Origin of the sequence: Stenotrophomonas nitritireducens (assembly GCF_001431425.1) — a bacterium.
Taxonomy (GTDB): domain Bacteria; phylum Pseudomonadota; class Gammaproteobacteria; order Xanthomonadales; family Xanthomonadaceae; genus Stenotrophomonas; species Stenotrophomonas nitritireducens.
In genome coordinates, this window is the sequence record NZ_LDJG01000012.1 from 42040 (window position 1) to 65505 (window position 23466).

The window sequence follows — 23466 nt, forward strand, 5'->3', positions numbered from 1 at the left end:
CGCCACCGGGGGGTGGCGAGGCTGCATCCGGGGGGGAGCCGAGTGAGCGACAGGAACTGGATCAACAACGTGCCCCTGCTGGGCAAGATGCTGGCGGCATTCGGGCTGGTGTTCCTGTGTTTCCTGGCTACCAGCGTGGTCAGCTACCGCACCTCCGGGCAGGACGACGACGCGCGCAGGCGCGAAGGCCGCCAGATCGAGGTGATACGTCACGTCGAGGAAGCCATCCAGGCGGTGCGCCTGCAGCAGGTGGCGATCCGCGACTACCTGCTGGGCGAGGGTGAGCAGGCCCTGCAGACCCTGCGCGCGCAGCGCGAGCATCGCGACCAGGCATTGGCCGAGGCGCTGAAGGCCGGCACCGACATCCAGAACGAGCGCGTCCGCCGCGCCTCGGTGCAGGCCGTCAGCTGGGACGCGCAGGTGCAGGCCGGCCTGGTGCCCGATGCGGCTTCGCAGGAAGGCGGCGACACCCTGGCGGCCGCCCGGCGGCAGTTCCATGCGGTCAGCACCGGCCAGGGCGACGCGCTGGCGGCGACCCTGGCCGAGATCTACGACATCGAGGTCAACACCCTGCTCGACGAGCGCGGCGCGATGAGCCAGTGGATCGCGCGCGCGCATGGCATCTCGCTGTTCCTGCTGGTGGCCGGACTGCTGATCATCGTCGGCACGCTGTGGATGCTCTCGCGGCTGGTGGTCTCGCCGATCAACCGCCTCACCGGGAAGATGACGCGCCTGGCCGACGGCGACCTCGACGTGGACATCAACGGCCTGGAGCGCGGCGACGAGATCGGCGCGATCGCCCGCGCGCTGGAAGTGTTCCGGCGCAATTCGCTGACCTCGCGCGAGGCCAACTGGATCAAGCTCAGCGTGGGCGAGGTGGGCGCCGCGCTGCAGCCGGCGCAGACGCCCGGCGACTACGCGCAGGCACTGGTGTCGGAGATCGCGCCGCGCATCGGCGCCGGCATCGGCGTGCTGTTCCTGTGGGACGAGGAGGCCGGCGAACTGCGCCTGCAGGGCAGCTACGGGTTCCAGCGGCGCAAGCACCTGGGCCTGCGCTACGGCCTGGGCGACGGCCTGATCGGACAGGCCGCGCTGGAGCGCAAGCGCATCGGCGTGCAGCAGGTGCCCGACGAGTTCTTCGGCATCCATTCGGCGCTGGGCGAGGCGCCGCCGCGGCACCTGGTCGCGGTGCCGCTGCTGCTGAAGGAACGCCTGCTGGGCGTGTTCGAATTCGGCGCGTTCCAGCATTTCACCCCGACCCAGGAAGCCTTCATCGACGCCGTGCTGCCGACCGTAGCGCTGGGCCTGGACAACATCCGCCGCGCCGAGGAGACCCAGCTGCTGCTGGAGCGCACCCAGGCCCAGGCCGAGGAGCTGCAGCGCTCCCAGGTGGCGCTGCAGGCGCAGGAAGAGGAGCTGCGCGCCACCAACGAGGAACTGCAGGGCAAGACGGTCGAACTGGAGGAGCAGGCCCAGCGCCTGTCCGCCTCGGAGGAGGAACTGCGGGTGCAGGCCGAGGAACTGCAGGCCTCCAACGAGGAGCTGCGGCAGAAGACCGAGGTGCTCAACGAGCAGAAGGACGTGCTGCAGGTGCTGCAGCGCGACACCGAGTTCAAGGCGCAGGAACTGGCGCGCGCCAGCCAGTACAAGACCGATTTCCTGGCCAACATGTCGCACGAGCTGCGCACCCCGCTCAACAGCCTGCTGATCCTGTCCAAGGAGCTGGCCGAGAACGAAAGCGGCCATCTCGACGCCGAGGAGGTGGAAGCGGCGGCGGTGATCCACGATTCCGGCTCCAACCTGCTGCGCCTGATCAACGACATCCTCGACCTGTCCAAGATCGAGGCGGGCAAGATGGACATCCACCGCGAAGAAGTGAAGGTGGAATCGATCACCCGCGAGGTGACGCGCCACTTCCGCCACATGGCGGTGGAGAGCCGGCTGGAATTCGCCATCGACCTGGATCCGCAGGTGCCCGATGCGCTGGTGACCGACCGCTCCAAGCTGCAGCAGATCCTCAACAACCTGCTCGGCAATGCCTTCAAGTTCACCCGCGAGGGCAAGGTCACCCTGCGCCTGTCCATGGCCGACGACGCGCTGCTGGGCCGCATCGGCGCACCGGCCGGTCGTGCCCACGTGGCGCTGGCGGTGCAGGACACCGGCATCGGCATTCCCGCCGAGCGCCTGGATTCGATCTTCGAGGCGTTCGAGCAGGTCGATTCCAGCACCAGCCGCCATTACGGCGGCAGCGGACTGGGCCTGGCCATCGCGCGCCGCCTGGCGCAGCTGCTCGATGGCCACCTGGTGGTGGACAGCGAGCAGGGCAAGGGCAGCAGCTTCGCGCTGGTGCTGCCGCTGCTGGCGTTGCCGTCCGGCGCCGCCGCCGAGGTGCCGGACGCGGTGCAGGCGAAACGGCCGCCGGCGCAGCAGCCGGCGCGTACGGTCGCCGCACCGCTGATCGACTGGATACCCGACGACCGCCACGCCATCGCCGCCGGCGACACGGTCATCCTCACCATCGAGGACGATCCCGCGTTCGCCCGCATCCTGGTCGACCTGATCCGGCGCAAGGGCCACCGCGCGCTGGCCGCGGCCGACGGCGAGAGCGGCCTGGAGCTGGCGCGTCGCTACCGCCCCACCGGCATCCTGCTCGACGTGATGCTGCCGGGCATGGATGGCTGGTCGGTGATGCAGCACCTCAAGCACGACCCGGTGACCGCGGCGATCCCGGTGCACTTCATTTCCGCCGTCGACGAAGCCGCCAAGGGCGTGGCGCTGGGCGCGGTTGGTTACCTGACCAAGCCGGTGGACCGCAAGGCGCTGATCGCCGCGTTCGACCACCTGCTGGAGGTCGCCGGCAAGATCGTGCGCAAGCTGCTGCTGGTGGACGACGACGACGATTCGCGGCTGGCGCTGACCCGCCTGCTGCAGGCCGACAACGTCGAGATCGACCAGGTCGCTTCGGGCGAGGAAGCGCTGGAGCGCATCGCCACCCACAGCTACGACTGCATCGTGCTGGACCTGAACCTGGGCGGCATTTCCGGCATCGAGTTCCTGGAGCGGGCGGTCAACCTGGTGGCGGTGCCGCCGGTGGTGATCTATTCGGCGCAGGAGCTCAGCCGCGAGGAAAGCCTGAAGCTGCGCCAGTACACCGACAGCATCGTGATCAAGGGCAAGCGCTCGCCCGAGCGCCTGCTCGACGAGGTCAGCCTGTTCCTGCACAGCATCGGGTCGCGCGGCGCCAACGCCACGCCGTCGGACGACACCCAGCTGGGCGGGCGCAAGCTGCTGCTGGTCGACGACGACATGCGCAACCTGTTCGCGCTGTCCAAGTCGCTGCGCGCGCGCGGCATGAACGTGGTCCTGGCCCAGGACGGCTACAAGGCGCTGCAGCAGCTGCAGGAGAACGGCGACATCGAGCTGGTGCTGATGGACATCATGATGCCCGGCATGGATGGCTACGAGACCACCCGCGAGATCCGCCGCCAGCCGCAGTGGGCCGAGCTGCCGATCATCGCGGTGACCGCCAAGGCCATGCACGGCGACCGCGACAAATGCCTGGAAGCCGGCGCCAACGATTACCTGACCAAGCCGGTGGACCTGGACAAGCTGTTGTCGATGATCCGCGTATGGCTGCAGAAATAGGCGCCGGCCGCGAGGACATCGACGATATCGAGGTGGACGCCTTCGTCCAGGCGATGGCGCGGCGTCACGGCTACGATTTCAGCGGGTACGCGCCGTCCTCGCTGAAGCGGCGCGTGCTGCAGCTGGTGCAGGCGCTGGGCGTGGCGCACGTCGGCGAGCTGACCGCGCGCGTGCTGCGCGACGACGCGATGGTGCCGCAGGTGATCGCGCGGCTGTCGGTGCCGGTGTCGGAGATGTTCCGCAACCCGGCGGTGTTCCGGAAGCTGCGCGACGAGGTGTTCCCGGTGCTGGCGTCCTACCCGCACATCAACATCTGGCAGGCCGGCTGCGCGCACGGGCAGGAGGTCTATTCGCTGGCGATCCTGCTCAAGGAAGCCGGCCTGTACGAACGCTGCCAGATCTACGCCACCGACTTCAGCGACGAGGCGCTGGCGCGCGCGCAGGAAGGCATCTTCCCGATCCGCGACGCGCGCCTGTACTCGGAAAACTACCTGGCCGCCGGCGGCCGACACACGCTGTCGGACTACTACCACGCCCGCTACGACTTCATGAAGCTGGACGAGCGGCTGAAGGAGCGGGTGACCTTCGCCAACCACAACCTGGTCTGCGACGGGGTGTTCTGCGAGGCGCAGTTGGTCCTGTGCCGCAACGTGCTGATCTATTTCTCCGACGCGCTGCAGGACCGGGTGCTCGGCCTGTTCCGCGACAGCCTCTCGCGCGGCGGCTTCCTGTGCCTGGGCAACCGCGAATCGATCCGCTTTGCGCCCAGTGCCCGCGACTTCGCGCCGCTCGATGCCGAGCTGCGCCTGTACCGCAACACGGGAGCGGCGACGTGAGCGCGCAACCGTCGCCGCTGGCGGTCGTGGTCGGTTGTTCGGCTGGCGGGCTGGCGGCGCTGCACCTGCTGCTCGGCGGCCTGTCGCGGCCGCTGCCGGTGCCGGTGGTGCTGGTCTGCCACAGCGGTTCGGAGGACATGCGGCTGTTCTGCGAGCTGCTGGCCGGGCGCAGCGGCCTGCCGGTGCGCGAGGCAGAGGAGCGGCAGCTGCCGCAGCCCGGGCAGGTGTACGTGGCGCCGTCCGGCTATCACCTGCTGGTCGAACACGACGGTCGCTTCGCGTTGAGCGTCGATCCGCGCGTCGCGTTCTCGCGTCCCTCGATCGACGTGCTGTTCGAGTCGGCGGCCGAGGCCTGGCGCGAACGCCTGCTCGCGGTGCTGCTCACCGGCGCCAACGCCGACGGCGCGCATGGCTGTCGGCGGATACGCGCGCTCGGTGGCCGCGTAATCGTGGAAGATCCGCGTACGGCGCAGGTCCCGATCATGCCCGCGGCCGCGCTCGAACTGGCCGGCGCCGACCATTGCCTGCCGCTGGCCGACATTCCCCCCTTGCTGGAAACGCTATGCCCATGACCAAGCCGGCTGCCCTGCAGCGCCCGAAGATCCTGGCGGTCGACGACAACCCCGCCAACCTGCTGGTGATCCGCCGGGTGCTGGCCAAACTCGACGTCGAGGTGGTCGAGGCCGCGTCCGGCAACGACGCGCTCAAGGCCACGCTGGACTCGGAGTTCGCCCTGGTCCTGCTGGACGTGTACATGCCCGACATCAACGGCTTCGAGGTGGCGGAGATCCTGTCGCAGGAAGAAGGCACGCGGCAGACGCCGATCATCTTCGTCACCGCGACCTACGCCGACGACGTGCACCGGCTGAAGGGCTATGGCTTCGGCGCGGTGGACTACATGGCCAAGCCGCTGGACGCGACCATCCTGCTGTCCAAGGTGCAGGTGTTCCTGGAGCTGTACCGGCACCGGGTGGCCCTGCGCGACGCGCTGCGCGAGCTGTCCGAGCGCAACCGCCAGCTCGAGCTCGAGGTCGAGCAGCGTCGGCAGATGGAGCAGGAAATGCGCCACCTGGCCATGCACGACATGCTCACCGGCCTGCCCAACCGCGCGCTGTTCATGGACCGCCTGGAGAACGCGCACCATCGCGCGGTGCGCAACGAGGGCATGTTCGCCCTGGTCTACGTCGACGTGGACGGGTTCAAGGGCGTGAACGATACCTGGGGCCATGCCGCGGGCGATGCCCTGCTGATGGAACTGGCGCGCCGGCTGCGCGGTTCGCTGCGCGAGAACGACACCGTCGCGCGGCTGGGCGGCGACGAGTTCGCGCTGGTGCTGGAGGACCTGGAGGACGTGGACGCGGCCAGGCGCCGGCTGGAGGACGTGCGGCTCTGCCTGCAGGCGCCGATGGCCCATGCAGGCGACGACGGCGAAGTGAGTCTGGCCATCGCCGCCAGCATCGGCCTGGCGACCTATCCGGCCGATGGCGCGGAGGTGGGGATGCTGCTGCATGCCGCCGACCAGGCGATGTACCTGGTCAAGCGCGCCCGCGAGCGCTGAACCGCGGCGGCTGGAAGCCGGTCAGGCTTCCAGCACGTGGCCGCCGGCGGCCGGCGGCGGCACCGCGCCGGCCGGGCCGAGCATCTGCTTCCAGGCTGCGTACACCGCGCCGGCGAACACCGGCATCAGCACCGCCATCAGCAGCAGCTGCGCCACCGCCATGGCCACGGTCTGGCCGGCGACCAGGCCGACGATCACCGCCAGGATCATCACCGCGAAATAGATCGCGAAGATGGCGATGAAGGCCAGCACGAAGAACACCAGCATCGCCGGCAGGTTGCGCAGGCTCGAACGCAGGCTGCGGCGCAGCGCGTGCCAGCCGCCGATGCGCTGGAACATCACCTGCGGCGGCATCACGAACAGCGCCAGGGTCAGCGCGGCGAAGGCGGCCAGCATCAGCAGCAGCCACAGCAGGATGCGGCCGGCCGGCAGCGTCGCCACCAGCGCCTCGATCTGCCCAGGGTCAGGCTGCGCGCCGGACTGGCTCAGTTCGTTGATCCGCAGCATCACTTCGGACAGGCGCTGCAGGCCGTCGGTGCCGACCAGCACCAGCAGCAGCGTGCCCAGCAGCAACGCGGCCACCAGCTGCGGCAGCAGCGCCACCAGCAGGTGCGGCGCGCGGCCTTCGCGCACGCCTTCGAGCAGGTGCGAAGGACGCGCCTGGCGGTCCTGGTCGACTTCGCGCACGGCCCACAGCAGGCCGCCCATGAACAGCGGCCCGGCCAGCAGCAGCAGGAGCTGCACCAGCGTGCCCAGCGCCGGCACCAGCAGCGACAGCGACAGCACCAGCGAGGTGCCTACGCCCCACAGGATGCCCAGCGAACCCAGCGCCAGCGGCGCGCGCTTGAGCAGGCCGAAGCCGGCCAGCAGCCATTCCGCGCCGGCGGAGGCCGGCACCTTGCGAATATCGCCCATTGCAGTTCCGAGAAGGGGGAGCGCCGGCAGGCTGCCGGCGTGGGCGGATTATCGCCGGAACCCGGGTGACGGGCGAGTCGCGCCGCGGGACCGTGCATTCCATCGCAATGCCGGCTGCCGCGAGGCGGCCGGCGCGGGGGGCGCCCGGCAGGGCCCGGCGCTACATCGCGCGGGCGTGGCGCACGAAGCGGCGCAGCAGCTGGCGGGCCTGCGGCGCGGCGCTGACCTGGCGCGACACGGTGCGCGCGCAGCCGCCGTGGCGGGCGATGCAGTCGGCGCGCGCCCGCACGTAGCCGCGCATGTGGTGGGTGGCGAACTCAGGGTGGAACTGCAGGCCCCAGGCGTTGTCGCCCCAGCGGAAGGCATGGCAGCCGTCCTGCGCCGAGCGCGCCAGCACGGTGGCGCCGTCGGGGGCGCGCAGCACCGTCTGCAGGTGGGTGGCCTGCGCCGCGAAGCTGGTGGGCAGGCCGGCGAACAGCGGATCGCCGGCGGCGGCGGGGTCCAGTTCCAGGCGGATGGTGCCCGATTCGCGCCCGGCCGGGTTGTAGTCCACCTGCCCGCCCAGGGCGTGCGCCAGCAGCTGGTGGCCGTAGCAGATGCCCAGCAGCGGCATGCCGCCGTGGGCGGCTTCGCGCAGCCAGTCGGCGCTGCGCTCGCTCCACTCGGCGCGGTCGGTGACGAAGGCGGCCGAACCGGTGACGATGGTGGCGGCGAAGCCATGGCGATCGGGCAGGCGTTCGCCGTGCTCGACATCGACCACCACGGTCTGCGCTTCCTCCAGCCCCGCGGCGACGCGGATCCAGTGCGGGAAGCGGCCGTAGCGGCGCAGGGTCGGGAACGGTTGCCCGGTTTCGATGATGAGGAACGGCGAGGACTTCATTCCGCTGGGGGCAGGACCGACAGGACTTCCTCGATTGTAGTCAGCCCCTGCGCCACCTTTTCAAGCCCGGTGCGGCGCAGCGTGCGTAGTCCCCCGGCGCGCGCTGCGCGGCTGAAACCGGCCAGGTCCATGTCACGCGCGATCAGTGCGCGCAGCCGCGGACCCAATGGCAGCAGCTCATACAGGCCGATCCGGCCCATGTAGCCGGTGCGCCGGCACTCCAGGCAGCCGACCGGCGCACAGGCGTGGATGGCATCAGGTAATGCCTCATCGCCATCACGCAGCGGCGCCCAGTCGGCGTCGTCGAGCACGTCGGCGCGCTTGCAGTGCGGGCACAGGGTGCGCACCAGGCGCTGCGCCAGCACGCCGTTGACGGTGGAGGCGATCAGGTAGTGCGGGATGCCCAGGTCGAGCAGGCGGGTGATGGCCGAGGGCGCGTCGTTGGTATGCAGGGTGGACAGCACCAGGTGGCCGGTCAGCGAGGCCTGCACCGCCATGTGCGCGGTCTCCAGGTCACGGATCTCGCCGATCATGATGATGTCCGGATCCTGGCGCAGCAGGGTGCGCACGCCGCTGGCGAAGTCCAGGTCGATGTTGGTCTGGACCTGCATCTGGTTGAACTCCGGCGCGATCATCTCGATCGGGTCCTCCACCGTGCACACGTTCACGTCCGGCGTGGCCAGCCGCTTGAGCGTGGAGTACAGGGTGGTGGTCTTGCCCGAGCCGGTGGGGCCGGTGACCAGCACGATGCCGTGCGGGCGGGCGACCAGTTCGTTCCAGCCGGCCGCCTCCTCCGGGCTGAAGCCCAGCTGCTCGATGCTCCTGAACGCCGCGTCCGGGTCGAAGATGCGCATCACGCACTTCTCGCCGAACGCGGTGGGCATGGTCGACAGGCGCATCTCGACCTCGCGACCGCCCGGCGAACGGGTCTTGATGCGGCCGTCCTGCGGCCGCCGGCGTTCGGCCAGGTCCATGCGCCCGAGCACCTTGATGCGGCTGACCACGGCGGTCATCACCGTCGGTGGAAGCTCGAACACCTTGTGCAGCACGCCGTCGATGCGGAACCGCACCCGGCCCATGTCGCGGCGCGGCTCCAGGTGGATGTCGCTGGCGCGCTGCTCGTAGGCGTACTGCAGCAGCCAGTCGACGATGCTGACCACGTGGTGGTCGTCGGCGTTGACGTCGCCGGCGCGGCCCAGTTCCACCAACTGCTCGAAGCTGGGCAGGCTGCCGCCGCCGTCGCCGCGCGCGTCGCCGCGGGCATTGCGCACCGAGCGGGTGACACCGAAGAACTCCATCGAATAGCGGTGCAGGTCCAGCGGGTTGACCAGCACGATCTCGACCCGGCGCCGGGTCAGGTGCTGCAGGTCGGGTATCCAGTCGCGCGCCATCGGTTCGCTGGTGGCCACCAGCACCCGCTCGGTGTCCATCGCCAGCGGCAGGATGCGGTGGCGCCGCGCATAGGCGTGCGAGACCACGGAGGTGGCGTTGGCCACGTCCACCCGGGTGGGGTCGATGCGCAGGTGGCCGATCCCGGTGCGGGCGGCCAGCCATTCGGTCAGCCGCTCCAGCCCCAGCTCGCCGGACGCCGGCGCCGCGGCGGCCAGCTTGAGGTTGGCCAGCAGCACCAGCGGGTGCACCTCGCTGGCGTTGCGCGCGCCCTGCGCGGAGAAGCGGATGCGTTCCTGGTCGTGCGCGGCCACCAGGCCGTCGCCCAGCAGGGCGGCGGCGATGTTGGAAAACTGCAGTCGGCCGGGGGCGATGGCCACCGGCTGCGGCGGGGTCGGAGCGCTCTGCGCGGCCTGCTGTTCCACCTGAAACTCCTTGCTGGCGCGGCCGCCGCGCGGTCGCTCGCTATACTAGCGCACCCATCCGTACGGCCCAGGCAGCATGTCCGCGACTCCCACCGTTCCGATCACTTTCCAGGGCCTGATCCAGACCCTCAACGACTACTGGGCGAAGCAGGGCTGCGTGCTGATCCAGCCGCTGGACCTGGAAGTGGGCGCCGGCACCTTCCACCCGGCCACTTTCCTGCGCTCGATCGGCCCGGAAAGCTGGAATGCCGCCTACGTGCAGCCCTCGCGCCGCCCCACCGACGGCCGCTACGGCGAGAACCCCAACCGCCTGCAGCGCTACTACCAGTACCAGGTGGCGATGAAGCCGAGCCCGGACAACATCCAGCAGCTGTACCTGGATTCGCTCAAGGCGCTGGGCATCGACCCGCTGGTGCACGACCTGCGCTTCGTCGAGGACAACTGGGAATCGCCGACCCTCGGCGCCTGGGGCCTGGGCTGGGAGGTCTGGCTCAACGGCATGGAAGTCACCCAGTTCACCTACTTCCAGCAGGCCGGCGGCCTGGAATGCCGCCCGGTGCTCGGCGAAATCACCTACGGCCTGGAGCGGCTGTGCATGTACCTGCAGAACTGCGACAACGTCTATGACCTGATCTGGACCTACGGCCCGGACGGCACCCCGGTCACCTACGGCGACGTCTACCACCAGAACGAGGTGGAGCAGAGCACCTACAACTTCGAGCATGCCGACGTGGCCGAAATGTTCCACCGCTTCGATGCCTGCGAGGCCGAAGCGCAGAAGCTGGTGGAAGCCGGCCTGCCGCTGCCGGCCTATGAACAGGTCTGCAAGGCATCGCACTCGTTCAACCTGCTCGACGCGCGCCGCGCCATCTCGGTGACCGAGCGCCAGCGCTACATCCTGCGCGTGCGCACGCTGGCGATGGCCGTGGCCAAGCTGTACGAGGCCAAGCGCCTCGAAGCCGTGGCCGCCAGGGAGGTGCAGGCATGAGCATGCAGCCGCTGCTGATCGAACTGGGCGTGGAAGAGCTGCCGGTCAAGGCGCTGCCGGGCCTGGCGCAGGCGTTCTTCGATGGCGTGATCGACGGGCTGGCCAGGCGCGGCATCGCCTTCGAGCGCGACGACGCCAAGCCGCTGTCCACCCCGCGCCGCCTCGCGGTGCTGCTGCCGGGCGTGGAAACCGAACAGCCCGAGCAGCACTCGGAGGTGTTCGGGCCGTACCTGAACATCGCGCTGGACGCCAACGGCGAACCGACCAAGGCGCTGCAGGGTTTCGCCGCCAAGGCCGGCATCGACTGGACCGCGCTGGAGCGCACCACCGATGCCAAGGGCGAGCGCTTCGTGCTGCGTTCGGTGACCCCGGGCGCGAAGACCGCCACGCTGCTGCCGGAGATCGTGCGCGAGGCCATCGCCGCGATGCCGATCCCCAAGCCGATGCGCTGGGGCGCGCATGAGTACGCCTTCGCCCGGCCGGTGCACTGGCTGGTGCTGCTGCACGGCAACGACGTGGTCGACGCCGAACTGCTCGGCCTGAAGTCCGACCGTTTCAGCCGCGGCCATCGCTTCATGGCCGACAAGCAGGTGTGGCTGAGCCACCCGTCCGACTACGTCGAATCGCTGAAGGCCGCCAACGTGCTGGTCGACGCCGACGCGCGCCGCGAGCGCATCGTGCACGAGGTCAACGCCGCCGCCGCGCAGGCCGGCGGCGTGGCGCGCATCACCGACGACAACCTGGAACAGGTGGTCAACCTGGTCGAATGGCCGTCGGCGGTGCTGTGCGGTTTCGAGCGCGAATTCCTGGCGGTGCCGCAGGAAGCGCTGATCGAGACGATGGAGATCAACCAGAAGTTCTTCCCGGTGCTGGATGCCGCGGGCAAGCTGACCGAAAAGTTCATCGGCATCGCCAACATCGAATCGAAGGACGTGGCCGAGGTTTCCAAGGGCTACGAGCGGGTGATCCGCCCGCGCTTCTCCGATGCCAAGTTCTTCTTCGACGAGGACCTCAAGCAGGGCCTGGCGGCGATGGGCGACGGACTGAAGACCGTCACCTACCAGGCCAAGCTCGGCAGCGTGGCCGACAAGGTGGAGCGCGTGAGCGCGCTGGCGCAGGTCATCGCGCCGCAGGTGGGCGCCGACCCGGTGCAGGCCAGGCGTGCCGCCGAGCTGGCCAAGAACGACCTGCAGTCGCGCATGGTGGGCGAGTTCCCGGAACTGCAGGGCATCGCCGGCCGCCACTACGCCGTGGCCGGCGGCGAGTCGCCCGCCGTGGCGCTGGCCATCGACGAGGCTTACCAGCCGCGCTTCGCGGCCGACGACATCGCGCTGTCGCCGCTGGGCAAGGTGCTGGCGATCGCCGAGCGCCTGGACACGCTGGCCGGCGGTTTCGCCGCGGGCCTGAAGCCGACCGGCAACAAGGACCCGTTCGCGCTGCGGCGCAATGCGCTGGGCCTGGCGCGGACGGTCATCGAATCCGGGTTTGATCTGGACCTGAAAACCCTGCTTTCCGCTGCGGCATCCCAGGCGTTTCTGGCAGTTGCGTCCGCAAGTCCCAAGGATGCGGAGAAGCTCAAGGCGCATTTCGGAAATTTGCTGGCCGATGCCTCCGCATCGACCGGCAATGCGTTCGTGCTCGAACAGTTGGGCCGGTTTGTTGCGCAGCAAGGCCATGATCTGCATGTGTTGGATACGGTGCCGGTGATATCCGAGCTGTACGACTTCATCATCGACCGCCTGAAGGGCTACTACGCCGACAAGGGCGTACCGGCCACCCACTTCAACGCCGTGGCCGAACTGAAGCCGGCCTCGCTGTACGACTTCGACCGCCGCATCGACGCCATCGGCACCTTCGCCCAGCTGCCGGAAGCCGAAGCACTGGCTGCCGCCAACAAGCGCATCCGCAACATCCTGCGCAAGGCCGAGGGCGACATCCCGGGCAGCATCGATCCGGCGCTGCTGCGCGAACCGGCCGAGAGCGAACTGGCCGAAGCGGTGGCCGCGGCCATCGACGACACCGGCGCGGCACTGGCCCAGAAGGACTACGTCAGCGTGCTCGGCCGGCTCGCCCGCCTGCGTCCGCAGGTCGACGCGTTCTTCGACGGGGTCATGGTCAATGCCGAAGACCCGGCGCTGCGCGGCAACCGCCTCGCCCTGCTGCGCACCCTGGGCGACCGCCTGGGCAGCGTCGCCGCCATCGAGCATCTGTCCGGCTGATCGTTGTCGGCCGGTGCGGTCGCGTTCTGGAAGGTCCGCCCCGGCGGACCTTCTTTTTGTGCTCTTTACGCTGGTTTCACGCCGGATTTGCCAGCCATGCCGCGATTTTGCCGGTCACGTTCGGCCCGGTATGCTGCCCGCATGCTGCCTGCCCGAATCCTGCGCCCCTTCCTTTCCGTTGCCCTGCTGGCAGCCTTCTCCGCCCATGCCCGCGGCACCATCGAAAAGGTGCAGATCAAGGGCCTGGACAAGGGCGACGATGCGGCCATCATCGAGAACATCGAGGTTTCGCTGTCGCTGTACGACACCATCGGCAAGGTGCAGGGCGAATCGCGCCTGGAGTACCTGCTGTCGCAGGCCGAGCGGCAGACCCGGCAGGCGCTGGAGCCGTTCGGCTACTACAACCCGACCATCACCGTGGAAGCGCCGCGCGAGGGCGATACGGTGCGGGTGGTGATCCAGGTGGAGAAGGGCGAACCGGTGCGGGTGCGCCATTCGGAGGTGGTCATCACCGGCCCGGCCGCGCGTGACCGCTACCTGCAGCAGGACCTGGAGGATTTCGAGCCGCGCGAGGGCGAACCGTTCGACCACAGCACCTACGAGGCCAGCAAGGTCGTCGTCACCCGGCGCCTGTCCGAGCGTGGCTACTTCGACTCGGACTTCACCCAGCGCAAGGTCGAGATCACCCGCGCCGAGAACGCGGCCGACATCTTCCTGAGCTGGGACAGCGGCCGCCGCTACAACATGGGCCGCATCAGCTTCAACCAGGACTATTTCCGCCCGGGGCTGTTCGACCCGCTGGTGTACTGGGAAGAGGGCAGCTACTGGCATGAAGGCAAGCTCGACCGCCTGCGCGAATCGCTGACCAAGCTGGACTACTTCAGCACCATCGACATCCAGCCGCACCCGGACGATGCCTATGGCGACGGCGAGGTACCGGTGGACGTGAACCTCACCCTGGCCAAGCGCACCGTCTACACCGCCGGCCTGAGCTACGGCAGTGAAAGCGGGCCGGGTGTGCGCGGCGGCGTGGAACGGCGCTACGTCAACAGCCGCGGCCACAAGCTCAACACGCAGCTGGACTATGCGCAGAAGCGCAAGAGCCTGATCACCAGCTACCGGATACCCGCGTTCCGCTGGCTCGACGGCTGGTACACCTTCGCCGTCAGCGCCTATGACGAGCAGACGCGCTACATCGACATGCGCAACTTCAAGCTCATCGCCAGCCGCAGCGGCGAGATCAACGAGCACTGGACCGCCATCGCTTCGGTCAACGCGCTGCGCGAGCGCTGGCGCTACAGTTCCGGCGACCAGTTCACCAACGCGGTCTACCAGTACTCGACGCTGGTATATCCGCAGCTGACCGCCGACTACGTGGACGTGGACGACAAGGCCTTCCCGCGCCGCGGCTTCAGCGGCAATGCCACGCTGCGCGGCGGCATCGAGGGCGCCGGTTCGGACACCAGCTTCGTCCAGGCCGATGCCACGCTGCGCTGGTACATGCCGCTCGGCGACAGCGACCGCCTGATCCTGCGCGGCCAGGCCGGCACCACCTGGACCAGCGACCTGGTGGCGATGCCGCCGAGCCTGCGCTATTTCGCCGGTGGCGACCGCTCGATCCGCGGCTATGCCTGGCGCGAGGTCGGGCCGCGCACGCCGGCCCCGGACAAGTACGCGCTCGGCGCCAAGCACCTGGTGGTCGGCTCGGCCGAGTACGAGCATTACTTCGGCGGCGGCCCGTGGGGCGCGGCGGTGTTCGTGGACACCGGCAGCGCCTTCGACAACACCATCGACCTGCATACCGGCGTCGGCTTCGGCGTGCGCTGGAAATCGCCGGTGGGACCGGTGCGCATCGACATCGCCCATGGCCTGAACCACCCCGATTCGCAGTTCCAGCTGTACCTGAACATCGGAGCCGACCTGTGAGCCGCCGCCCCGATCCCGCCGCCTCCGGCGACATGACCCCCGAGGAGCGCGAAGCGCGCATCGCCGAACTGCGCGCGCGGCGCCGGGCGCGGATGCGCACGCTGGCGATCCGCAGCGGCATCGGCATCGGCGCGCTCGTGGTGCTGGCCGTGCTGGCGCTGTACTGGCTGCTGCAGACCGTGGCCGGGCGCGACGTGCTGCTGGCGCAGGTGGTGGCGCGGTTGCCGGCCAACTCGTCGCTCACCTGGAGCAAGGCCGAAGGTCCGCTGGCCGGGCCGCTGGTGCTGCACGACCTGGATTTCCGCTACGAGGACATCCACTTCAGCGCCGCGCAGGCCTATCTGGACCCGGACATCCGTCCGCTGCTGGGGCGCAAGCTGCGCCTGGACCTGTTGCGGATCCGCGACGCGCAGCTGGAACTGGGGCCGTCGGAAGACAAGCCGTTCGAACTGCCGCGCTGGCCCGACGTGCTGCCGGCCATCGAGCTGCCGCTGGCGCTGCAGGCCGACACCATCGAAATCGATGGCCTGCGCATCGTCCAGCAGGACGCGCCGCCGATCGACATCGCCCGCCTCCGCGGCGGCATCGAGGCCGCCGACGGCGAGTTCCGCGCCACCCAGCTCAAGGTCGCCAGCAACCTGGGCGACTTCCGCATCGACGGCCACTACCTGCCGCGCCGCGATTACCGCACCGACCTCACCGTGCGCGCGTTGATGCCGGCGCGGCCGGGCCAGCCGCGCGCGCGCCTGGGGCTGGTCGCGCGTGGCGACCTGGCGCACATGGAGGTCGCGCTGGCCGGCCATGCGCCGCAGCCGCTGCAGGCCAGACTGGTGCTGGACGGCCGCATCGACCCGGTATGGAACGTGTCCGCGCGCAGCGAGGAACTGGACCTCGGCCAGCTCGTGCCCGCGCAGTACCTGGCGCAGGCGCCCGCGCCGCTGGCGCTGGATTTCACCGCCCGCGGCCGCGGCGGCAACGCGCAGCTGCGCGGCCGCGTGCGCCAGGGCGACCAGGAACTGGTGCTGGCGCCGTCCAATATCGGCATCGACAACCAGGTGCTGACTGTTTCGCCCTTGGTGGCCGAGGCCTTCGGCGGCAGCGTGCGCCTGCAGGGCAGCGCCGATTTCAGCGATGCGCAGAATCCCGGTTTCCGCTTCGCGGTGGTGGCCAACCAGCTGACCTGGACGCCCGCACCCGATCCGGCGGCACCGCACACCGCGCCGGTGCCGATGCACCTGAAGGAGGCGCGCCTGGGCGTGGCCGGCAACCTCAAGAACTGGGCGGCGATCGGCAAGGCGGACGTCGCCCGCGAGGCGCAGGACGCCAGCCTCGATTTCGACGTGCGCGGCAGCGACCAGCAGGCCCGCATCGAGAAGCTCAAGGCGACGACGCCGGGCGGTTCGCTCGATCTCACCGGATCGGCGGCGTGGGAACCGGTGTTGTCGTGGGACGTGGACGCCCGCTTGGCCAGCTTCGATCCGGGTTATTTCCTGCCGGGCTGGGAAGGCAACCTGTCCGGCACGCTGGCCTCCACCGGCAAGCAGCTGCCGCCGCCCGCCGGTACCGACGACCTGCGCGTGGAAGCCACCCTCGACGTACCGCAGCTGCACGGCCGCCTGCGCGGGCGCAGCGTCGATGCGCGCGCCAAGGTGGCCCTGCAGGGCACCCAGGGCGAGGGCGACGTGCGCCTGGTGCTGGGCGACAGCCATATCGAGGCCAAGGGCAAGGTCGGCGACCGCCTGGACGTGGACGCGAAGCTGCAGCCGCTGCACCTGTCCGACCTGCTGCCCGGCGCCAGCGGCAGCCTGGCCGGCAGCGTGCAGGTGCGTGGCACGCCGGCGCAGCCGGACATCAGCGCCGACCTGCGCGGCGACGGCCTGCAATGGGACGACTGGAAGGCGGGGCAGGTCGGCATCACCGGCCGCCTGCCGTGGCGCGGCGACGACGGCGCGCTGCAGGTGCAGGCCAGCGCGGTGCAGGTGGGCATGCTGCTCGACCGCCTGCGCATCGACGCGCGCGGCAGCCTGCAGGACCTGCATCTGGACGCGGACGCCCGCAACGACCTTGGCGCGCTGGCGCTGTCCGGCAGCGTGCGCCAGGCCGGGCAGGCGTGGCGCGGCGAACTGGCGACGCTGCGGGTGGCGCCGGTCAAGGGCGCGCCGTGGCAGCTGCGGCAACCGGCGGCGTTCGCCGTGCAGGGCAGCAACTTCACCCTCGGCGATACCTGCCTCGGCTCGGAAACCGGTGGTGCGCTGTGCGCCGGTGCGGAGTGGCCGCGCGAAGGCGTGCGCCTGCGTGGCGACGCATTGCCGCTGGCGCTGGTGCAGCCATGGCTGCCGCCGAACGCCGGCCGGCGCATGTACCTGCGCGGCGAACTCACCCTGGACGGCCAGCTGCGCCCGCGCGGCAAGGCCTGGGAGGGCAGTTTCAAGGTCGCTTCGGCTGAGGGCGGCATCCGCCTGGGCGACAACGCCCGCGGCGAGCTGATGCGCTACGACCACTTCTCCATCAACGTGGACATGCAGCCGGGCGGCATCAACGGCTACCTCGGCGTCGGCTTCCAGGGCGACGGCTTCGTCGATGCCCGGGTGCGCACCGGCTGGGAGCCGAACGCGGCATTGAACGGCGAGCTGTACCTGAACATGTCGCGGCTGTACTGGATGGAGCTGTTCTCGCCCGACCTGGTGCGGCCCAAGGGACTGGTCGAAGGCCACGTCAGCCTGCGCGGCACGCTTGCGCAGCCCTCGCTGGGCGGCGAGGCGAAGCTGAGCGATTTCGCCGGCGAGTTCCCTGCGCTCGGCCTGACCCTGAGCGAAGGCAAGGGCAGCTTCACCGCCCAGCCCGACGGCTCGGCGCGCATCGCCGCGGAGGTGAAGACCGGCGGCGAAGGCGCGCTGAAGGTGCAGGGCGGGCTGTCCTGGTTCGGCGACGCGCAGCCGCTGCAGCTGCACATCGGCGGCGACAAGGTGCTGGTCTCCAACACCAGCGAACTGCGCGTGGTGGCCAATCCCGATCTCGACTTCACCCTGGCTGGCACCGCCATGGAACTACGCGGCAGCGTGCACGTGCCCGAGGCGGCGATCGACCTGGAGCGCCTGGACCGCGGTACCTCGGTATCCGAAGACGTGGTGGTGCTCGATCCGGTCGATCCGGAGGAGTCGCGCTCCTCGCCGCTGGACATGGATCTGGCGGTCAGCCTCGGCGACAAGGTGAAGATGAGCGGCTTCGGCCTGAAGGGCGCGCTGACCGGCAAGATGCAGGTGCGCGCGCGTCCGGGCCGCGAAATGACCGCCAACGGCGGGCTGGAGGTCAGCGGCCGCTACAAGGCCTACGGCCAGGACCTGACCATCACCCAGGGCCAGCTGCTGTGGAACCACGGCATCGTCTCCGACCCGCGCATCAACATCCGCGCCCAGCGCGGCATCGGCGAGGTCACCGCCGGCATCGTCGTCACCGGCCGCGCGCAGCAGCCGCGCGTGGACGTGTGGTCGGATCCGGCGATGTCGCAGTCCGAGGCGCTGTCCTACCTCGTGCTCGGCCGCAGCCTGAGCATGGCCAGCAGCGACCAGGCGCAGCAGGTCAACGCCGCCTCGGCGGCGCTGTCGGCCGGCAGCGGCCTGCTCGCCGCGCAGGTCGGCGCCAAGCTCGGCCTGGACGACGCCGGCGTCAGCCAGTCGCGCGCGCTGGGCGGCGCGGTACTCGGCGTGGGCAAGTTCATCACTCCCAAGCTCTACGTCGGCTACGGCGTATCGCTGATCGGCAGCGGTTCGGTGCTCACGCTGAAATACCTGCTGCGCCGCGGTTTCGACATCGAAGTGGAATCCAGCACCGTGGAGAACCGCGGTTCGGTGAACTGGCGCAAGGAAAAGTAGCGGGCACGGCGCCGGCGAATCGATCCGGCGAGCGGAAGGTTGCCACCGCCGCCGGGAGCGGTGGTCCGTGCCGGGTCTGGCGCTCCTGCAGGCGCGCTGCCGTGTTGCAGGGCCGCCGCACGCAGCCATGGGCTGGGTGCAGCAGGATCGTGGACATGCTTTTGCGGAGCGGGCATGCCCCGTCGCGCACCCGGTCGCGGCCTACCGGGCACCCTCGGCCGGCAGCGCCGAGACGACCGCGCCACGCAGCAGCGGTTGGCCGTCGGCCACATCGGTCCACACCAGGCGCGCGCGCCCGTGGTCGGCGAGCAGGCGCGGGAAGCCGGTGCCGCGCCCGCGCCCCAGCAGCGTCGCCACCTGCAGGCGGCCGAATTCGTGTTCCAGCGTGGGGCCGTAGCGGGCAAGCCACAGCGATTGCGAACGGCCGTCCTCGCGCAGCCACGCCAGCCAGAGGCCGCCGGCATCGGCGGCCACCTGCACCCGGCCCTGTACCTCGATGCCACGGTCCACCTCCCGCGGCGTGCCGAAGTTGGCGCCGCCATCGCCGCTGTGGGCAACCCGCAGCAGCGGCTCGCCCTGCGGTGCGGTGTACCAGGCCACCCAGGCGTCGTCGCCGTGCGCGGCCACCGCCGGGCCGTTCACCGGGCAGGCCGGCATGACCCAGTTGTCGGCATGCACGCGCTGCGCCGGCTGCCAGCCGCCGGTGGTGCGGCGGCGAAGATGGATGTCGCGGACCTCGCCCGCATCGCGGCCGCGATATACAAGCAGCGTGGCGTTGCCCGCCACGCTGGCGCCGGTCTGGCAGCAGTCGCAGGTCATCGCGTCCAGTTCCTGCTCGTCGTGCCTGCGCAGCAGGGCGTCGAAGCGCGCGCTGCGCAGGGTCATCGCACCGCCACCGTGTTTGGCGTGGTCGGCGCCGCCGGCGGTATGGCGCCCGTCCAGCCAGGCGATGCCGATGCCGTCGGTGCCCTGCGGCCACAGCGAGACGAAGCCGTGCTCGGTGGCGGTGCCGTCGTCGTGCACGGTGACCGGCGCCGACCACTGCCGGCCATCGGCCGAGCGCGCCAGTTGCACGTCGTAGGCATGCGGGTTGCCGGATTTGCGCAGCCATTGCGCCCACAGCGCACCGTCGGCGCTGGCGGCCAGGTGCGGCGTGTCGGCCCAGTTCACGAACCAGTCGTCGCCACGTGCGATCTGCCGCGCCGGCTGCCAATGACCGGCGGAAAAGCGCGCATAGCGCAGTTGGTGCCCGCCTGCATCGGGCGACAGCCATGACAGCAGCATGCTGCCGTCGGGTGCGGCCACCAGGTCCGGCTGCGCGGCGACCGCATCGGCTGGCAGGAGCCACGGTTCGGCCCGCAGTCGCAGAGCCGGGGCGGCGACCGGGGAGGAAGCAGTGCGCTCGTCGCCGGAACAGGCTCCGAGCAGCATGCACGCCAGTACGAGGGAAACAGGGAGGAGGCGCATCCGCGCAGGATAGCGGCATCGTGACCGTTGGCGGTTGCCCACCTACCGGGGCGCGGCTACTGTCGGCGCCTGTTCTGCAATCCGCTGGAGTTCCGAATGAAGCGCACACCGCTTGCCGCCGCCATGGCGCTGGGCATGAGCCTGGCTGCCGCCGCCAACGCCAACGAGGGCATGTGGATGCCCACGCAGCTGCCTGAACTGGCGAAGACGCTGAAGGAGGCCGGTTTCAAGGGTGACCCGAAGGAGCTGGCCGACGTCACCGCGCCGCCGCTGAGCGCGGTGGTGCGGGTGGGCGGCGGCACCGGTTCGTTCGTCTCCGGCGACGGCCTGCTGCTGACCAACCACCACGTCGCCTACGGGGTGATCCAGTACAACGCGAGCAAGGAACACGACACCATCAACGACGGTTTCATCGCGCAGGGCCGCGATGACGAGCGCGCGGCCAATCCGGATTACCGGGTGCTGGTGACGGTGGGCTTCGACAAGGTCACCGACGACGTGCTCAAGGACGCGCGCGGCAAGACCGGCCGCGCCTATTACGACGCCGTGGAAGGCGCGCGCAAGCGCATCGTCGCCGACTGCGAGGCCGAGGGCGGCGTGCGCTGCTCGGTGGCCAACATGTACTACGGCAGCGATTTCTACCGCATCCGCCAGCTGGAGCTGACCGACATCCGCCTGGTCTACGCGCCGCCGCGCGCGATCGGCAATTACGGCGACGAGATCGACAACTTCATGTGGCCGCGCCACACCGGCGATTTCACCCTGCTGCGCGCCTATGTCGGCAAGGACGGCAAGCCGGCGCCCTACAGCAAGGACAACGTGCCCTATAACCCGCCGGCGCACCTGAAGATGTCGCTGGACGGGCCGAAGGAGGGTGACTATGCGATGCTCGCCGGCTACCCGGGCATCACCTACCGCCTGCGCACCGCCGCCGAGTTCGCCAACCAGATCGACACGGTGCTGCCGCGCCGTGTGGATGTGTTCCAGCAGCTGATCGACGTGATCGAGGCCCAGGGCAAGGGCGATGCCGACGCGCGTACCCGCTACGCCTCGCAGCTGCAGTCGCTGAAGAACAACCGCAAGCGCGCCGCCGGCGAACTGGAAGGCCTGCTGCGCAGCGACGCCAAGGCCCAGCGCGCGCAGGACGAGCGGGCGATGCTCGCCGCCGCCGATGGCAGGTACAAGGCCGACATCGATGCCTTGTTCGCCTCCCTGGCCGCCGACCGCGAAGTGGGCGCCAGCGAGTTCCTGGTGACGCTCATTTCCAGCCAGACCCAGCTGCTGCGTTCGGCGATGCTGCTCGAGCGCCTGCGCATCGAATCGGCCAAGCCCGACGCCGAACGCGAGAGCGGTTACCAGCAGCGCGACCAGGCGCTGATCGAAGGCGTGCTCAGGCAGGTGCAGCGCCGCTACGACCCGGCGGTGGAGAAGGCCATCCTCACCGCGCTGTTGACCCGCTACCAGCAACTGCCCGATGCGCAGCGCGACGCGCATTACGACAACCTGTTCGGACGCACCCCGGCCGAACTGGCCCGCCACCTGGACGAGATCTACGGGCAGACCCGCCTGGGCGACGAGGCGCAGCGCCTGTCGCGCTTCGAGTCCGCGCGCAAGGGCGGATTCATCGAGGGCGATGCCCTGGTCTCGGTGGCTTCGGCACTGGTCATGGCGCAGCTCAGCGCCGAGCGCGAAAGCAAGGAACGCGAGGGCGAACAGCTGCGCCTGCGCCCGTCCTACATGCAGGCGCTGTTCGCCTGGCGCGCCAAGCAGGGGCGTGCCGTGTACCCGGACGCGAACAGCACGCTGCGCATCAGCTATGGCAAGGTCGAGGCGCTGCACCCGCGCGACGCGGTCAGCTACTCGCCGGTGACCACGGTGGCCGGCATCGTCGAGAAGAACACCGACACGGTGCCGTTCGACGCGCCGAAGCCGCTGCTGGCGGCCATCGCCAAGGGCGATTTCGGCAGCACCGCCGATCCTGCGCTGAAGACGCAGACGGTCAACTTCCTGACCAACCTGGACACCACCGGCGGCAATTCCGGCTCGCCGGTGCTCAATGCCAGGGGCGAGCTGATCGGCCTGAACTTCGACTCGAACTGGGAGTCGGTGAGCGCCAGCTGGTGGTTCGACCCGCGTTACAAGCGTGCCGTGCACGTGGACATGCGCTACCTGCGCTGGCTGCTGGCCAAGGTCTACCCGGCGCCGGCGCTGCTGGCGGAAATGGGCCTGCCGCAGGAATGACGCCTGCCGTGCGGGCATGCCCGCACGGTTGCCGATGCAACCAGCCGATGCGCTGGCCGTCGCGGATCTGGTCGAATGCGTCACGGTACGCATCGCACTGGCTGGTCGGCGCCTCCATGCCCAAGCGGCGTGGGGCGCCACTGGCTAGAATGTCCAGGCGAACAGGGCGGGACAGGTCTTGGGGAAGCATCGATGGAGATGGATCGGGAACTGCCGGCGGCCGAGGCGGGCTGCCGGCTGGACGGCATAAAGATATGGGTCGTGGAAGATGACCCCGAATGGCGCGGGATGGTGGTCGATGAACTCGAGTACCACGGCGCCGACGTGTGCGGCATCGACAGCGTGGAGGCGCTCTACCGCGAACTGGCGGTGGACCGCTGCGACATCCTCGTGCTGGATGTCGGCCTGCCGGGCGAGGATGGACTGAGCGCCACCGGCCACCTGCGGCGGATGGATGGCATGGGCATCGTGCTCGTCACCGGGCGCAGCGGCACCGCCGACATGGCGCATGGGCTCTCGCTCGGCGCCGACGTGTACCTGCCCAAACCACTGGAACTGCCGGTGCTGGTCGCCGCCCTGCACAGCCTGCACCGGCGCATGTCGCAGTCCACGCCGGCCGCCGCCGCCACGGAAGACGCCGTCGCCGCCTGGAGCCTGCGCTCGGACGGCTGGGACCTGCATGCACCGAACGGCAAGGCGCTGACCTTGACCGTGGCCGAGCGCGGTTTCCTGCGCGAGCTGTTCGCCGCTCCCGGCGAGGCGGTCGATCGCGAGCGGCTGATCGCCGCGGTCACCGACCAGCCCTGGGATTTCGACCCGCACCGGCTGGAGGTGCTGGTGCACCGCCTGCGTACCCGCGTGCGCAATGCCACCGATGCCATGCTGCCGGTACGCGCGCTGCGCGGCATGGGCTACATGCTGGTATCCGACCAGATCGCTGCCTGAGGCATAGGAACCGGGCAGCATCGCTTTGTCCCCGGCCATGCTCGGCAACCGGCGCGGATGCGAGGGAGAGGGCGGGCCCCGGCCCCGGTTCCTGCATTTGGCGCGCGCCGCCCGTGAGTCACGGAGAGCGATGGAGATTTTTTGATACTGCCGGCTCGCC

Annotated in this window: 14 protein-coding genes; 10 read left to right on the forward strand and 4 right to left on the reverse strand. The window is 69.9% G+C overall.

Annotated elements, in window-relative coordinates; genetic code table 11:
• Positions 1–42: 42 nt before the first annotated feature.
• Genes ABB22_RS08850 through ABB22_RS08865 form a run of 4 tightly spaced genes read left to right on the forward strand, consistent with a single transcriptional unit; the run spans position 43 to position 6039 of the window.
• On the forward strand, positions 43–3645 hold the full coding sequence (locus tag ABB22_RS08850) for a hybrid sensor histidine kinase/response regulator (protein WP_152984093.1): 3603 nt from the start codon (positions 43–45) through the stop codon (positions 3643–3645).
• Entirely contained in the window at positions 3630–4481 is an 852-nt protein-coding gene (locus ABB22_RS08855) for a CheR family methyltransferase (protein ID WP_055765590.1), read from the forward strand. The genes ABB22_RS08850 and ABB22_RS08855 overlap by 16 nt, the downstream gene beginning before the upstream one ends.
• A complete protein-coding gene (locus ABB22_RS08860) occupies positions 4478–5053 on the forward strand; it encodes a chemotaxis protein CheB (protein ID WP_055765588.1) in 576 nt (191 codons plus the stop codon). Before ABB22_RS08855 ends, ABB22_RS08860 begins: the two co-directional genes overlap by 4 nt.
• Positions 5050–6039 carry a diguanylate cyclase domain-containing protein gene (locus ABB22_RS08865; protein ID WP_055765584.1) on the forward strand — a complete coding sequence of 330 codons (990 nt, stop codon included), beginning with the start codon at positions 5050–5052 and terminating at the stop codon, positions 6037–6039. The genes ABB22_RS08860 and ABB22_RS08865 overlap by 4 nt, the downstream gene beginning before the upstream one ends.
• Positions 6040–6060: 21 nt before the next feature.
• Here the strand turns inward: ABB22_RS08865 and ABB22_RS08870 are convergent, their stop codons facing one another.
• The 3 genes from ABB22_RS08870 to ABB22_RS08880 all read right to left on the reverse strand — a co-directional run bounded on the left by ABB22_RS08870 (position 6061) and on the right by ABB22_RS08880 (position 9603).
• A complete protein-coding gene (locus ABB22_RS08870) occupies positions 6061–6954 on the reverse strand; it encodes a BPSS1780 family membrane protein (protein WP_055765581.1) in 894 nt (297 codons plus the stop codon).
• 160 nt (positions 6955–7114) lie between these two features.
• The gene (locus ABB22_RS08875; RefSeq protein ID WP_055765578.1) at positions 7115–7834 is read right to left on the reverse strand and encodes a glutamine amidotransferase; all 720 of its coding nucleotides are present in this window, start codon (positions 7832–7834) and stop codon (positions 7115–7117) included.
• The gene (locus tag ABB22_RS08880; protein WP_152984096.1) at positions 7831–9603 is read right to left on the reverse strand and encodes a GspE/PulE family protein; all 1773 of its coding nucleotides are present in this window, start codon (positions 9601–9603) and stop codon (positions 7831–7833) included. The genes ABB22_RS08875 and ABB22_RS08880 overlap by 4 nt, the downstream gene beginning before the upstream one ends.
• 121 nt (positions 9604–9724) lie before the next feature.
• Here ABB22_RS08880 and glyQ point away from each other — a divergent pair, with 121 nt between their 5' ends.
• From glyQ to ABB22_RS08900, 4 genes are all read left to right on the forward strand, one after another.
• Positions 9725–10636, forward strand: coding sequence for a glycine--tRNA ligase subunit alpha (gene glyQ, locus ABB22_RS08885; protein ID WP_055765572.1), 912 nt, complete (start codon positions 9725–9727; stop codon positions 10634–10636).
• Entirely contained in the window at positions 10633–12855 is a 2223-nt protein-coding gene (glyS, locus tag ABB22_RS08890; protein WP_055765568.1) for a glycine--tRNA ligase subunit beta, read from the forward strand. Before glyQ ends, glyS begins: the two co-directional genes overlap by 4 nt.
• A 141-nt stretch (positions 12856–12996) precedes the next feature.
• Entirely contained in the window at positions 12997–14781 is a 1785-nt protein-coding gene (locus ABB22_RS08895; protein ID WP_055765565.1) for an autotransporter assembly complex protein TamA, read from the forward strand.
• Positions 14782–14873: 92 nt separating this feature from the next.
• On the forward strand, positions 14874–18653 hold the full coding sequence (locus ABB22_RS08900; RefSeq protein WP_082443498.1) for a translocation/assembly module TamB domain-containing protein: 3780 nt from the start codon (positions 14874–14876) through the stop codon (positions 18651–18653).
• A gap of 201 nt (positions 18654–18854) precedes the next feature.
• Here the strand turns inward: ABB22_RS08900 and ABB22_RS08905 are convergent, their stop codons facing one another.
• Complete coding sequence (locus ABB22_RS08905) at positions 18855–19958, reverse strand: hypothetical protein (RefSeq protein WP_152984095.1); 1104 nt, start codon at positions 19956–19958, stop codon at positions 18855–18857.
• 258 nt (positions 19959–20216) lie between these two features.
• Here ABB22_RS08905 and ABB22_RS08910 point away from each other — a divergent pair, with 258 nt between their 5' ends.
• The gene (locus ABB22_RS08910; protein WP_055765559.1) at positions 20217–22361 is read left to right on the forward strand and encodes a S46 family peptidase; all 2145 of its coding nucleotides are present in this window, start codon (positions 20217–20219) and stop codon (positions 22359–22361) included.
• A gap of 192 nt (positions 22362–22553) precedes the next feature.
• Positions 22554–23306, forward strand: coding sequence for a response regulator transcription factor (locus tag ABB22_RS08915; RefSeq protein WP_161809356.1), 753 nt, complete (start codon positions 22554–22556; stop codon positions 23304–23306).
• Positions 23307–23466: the final 160 nt, after the last annotated feature.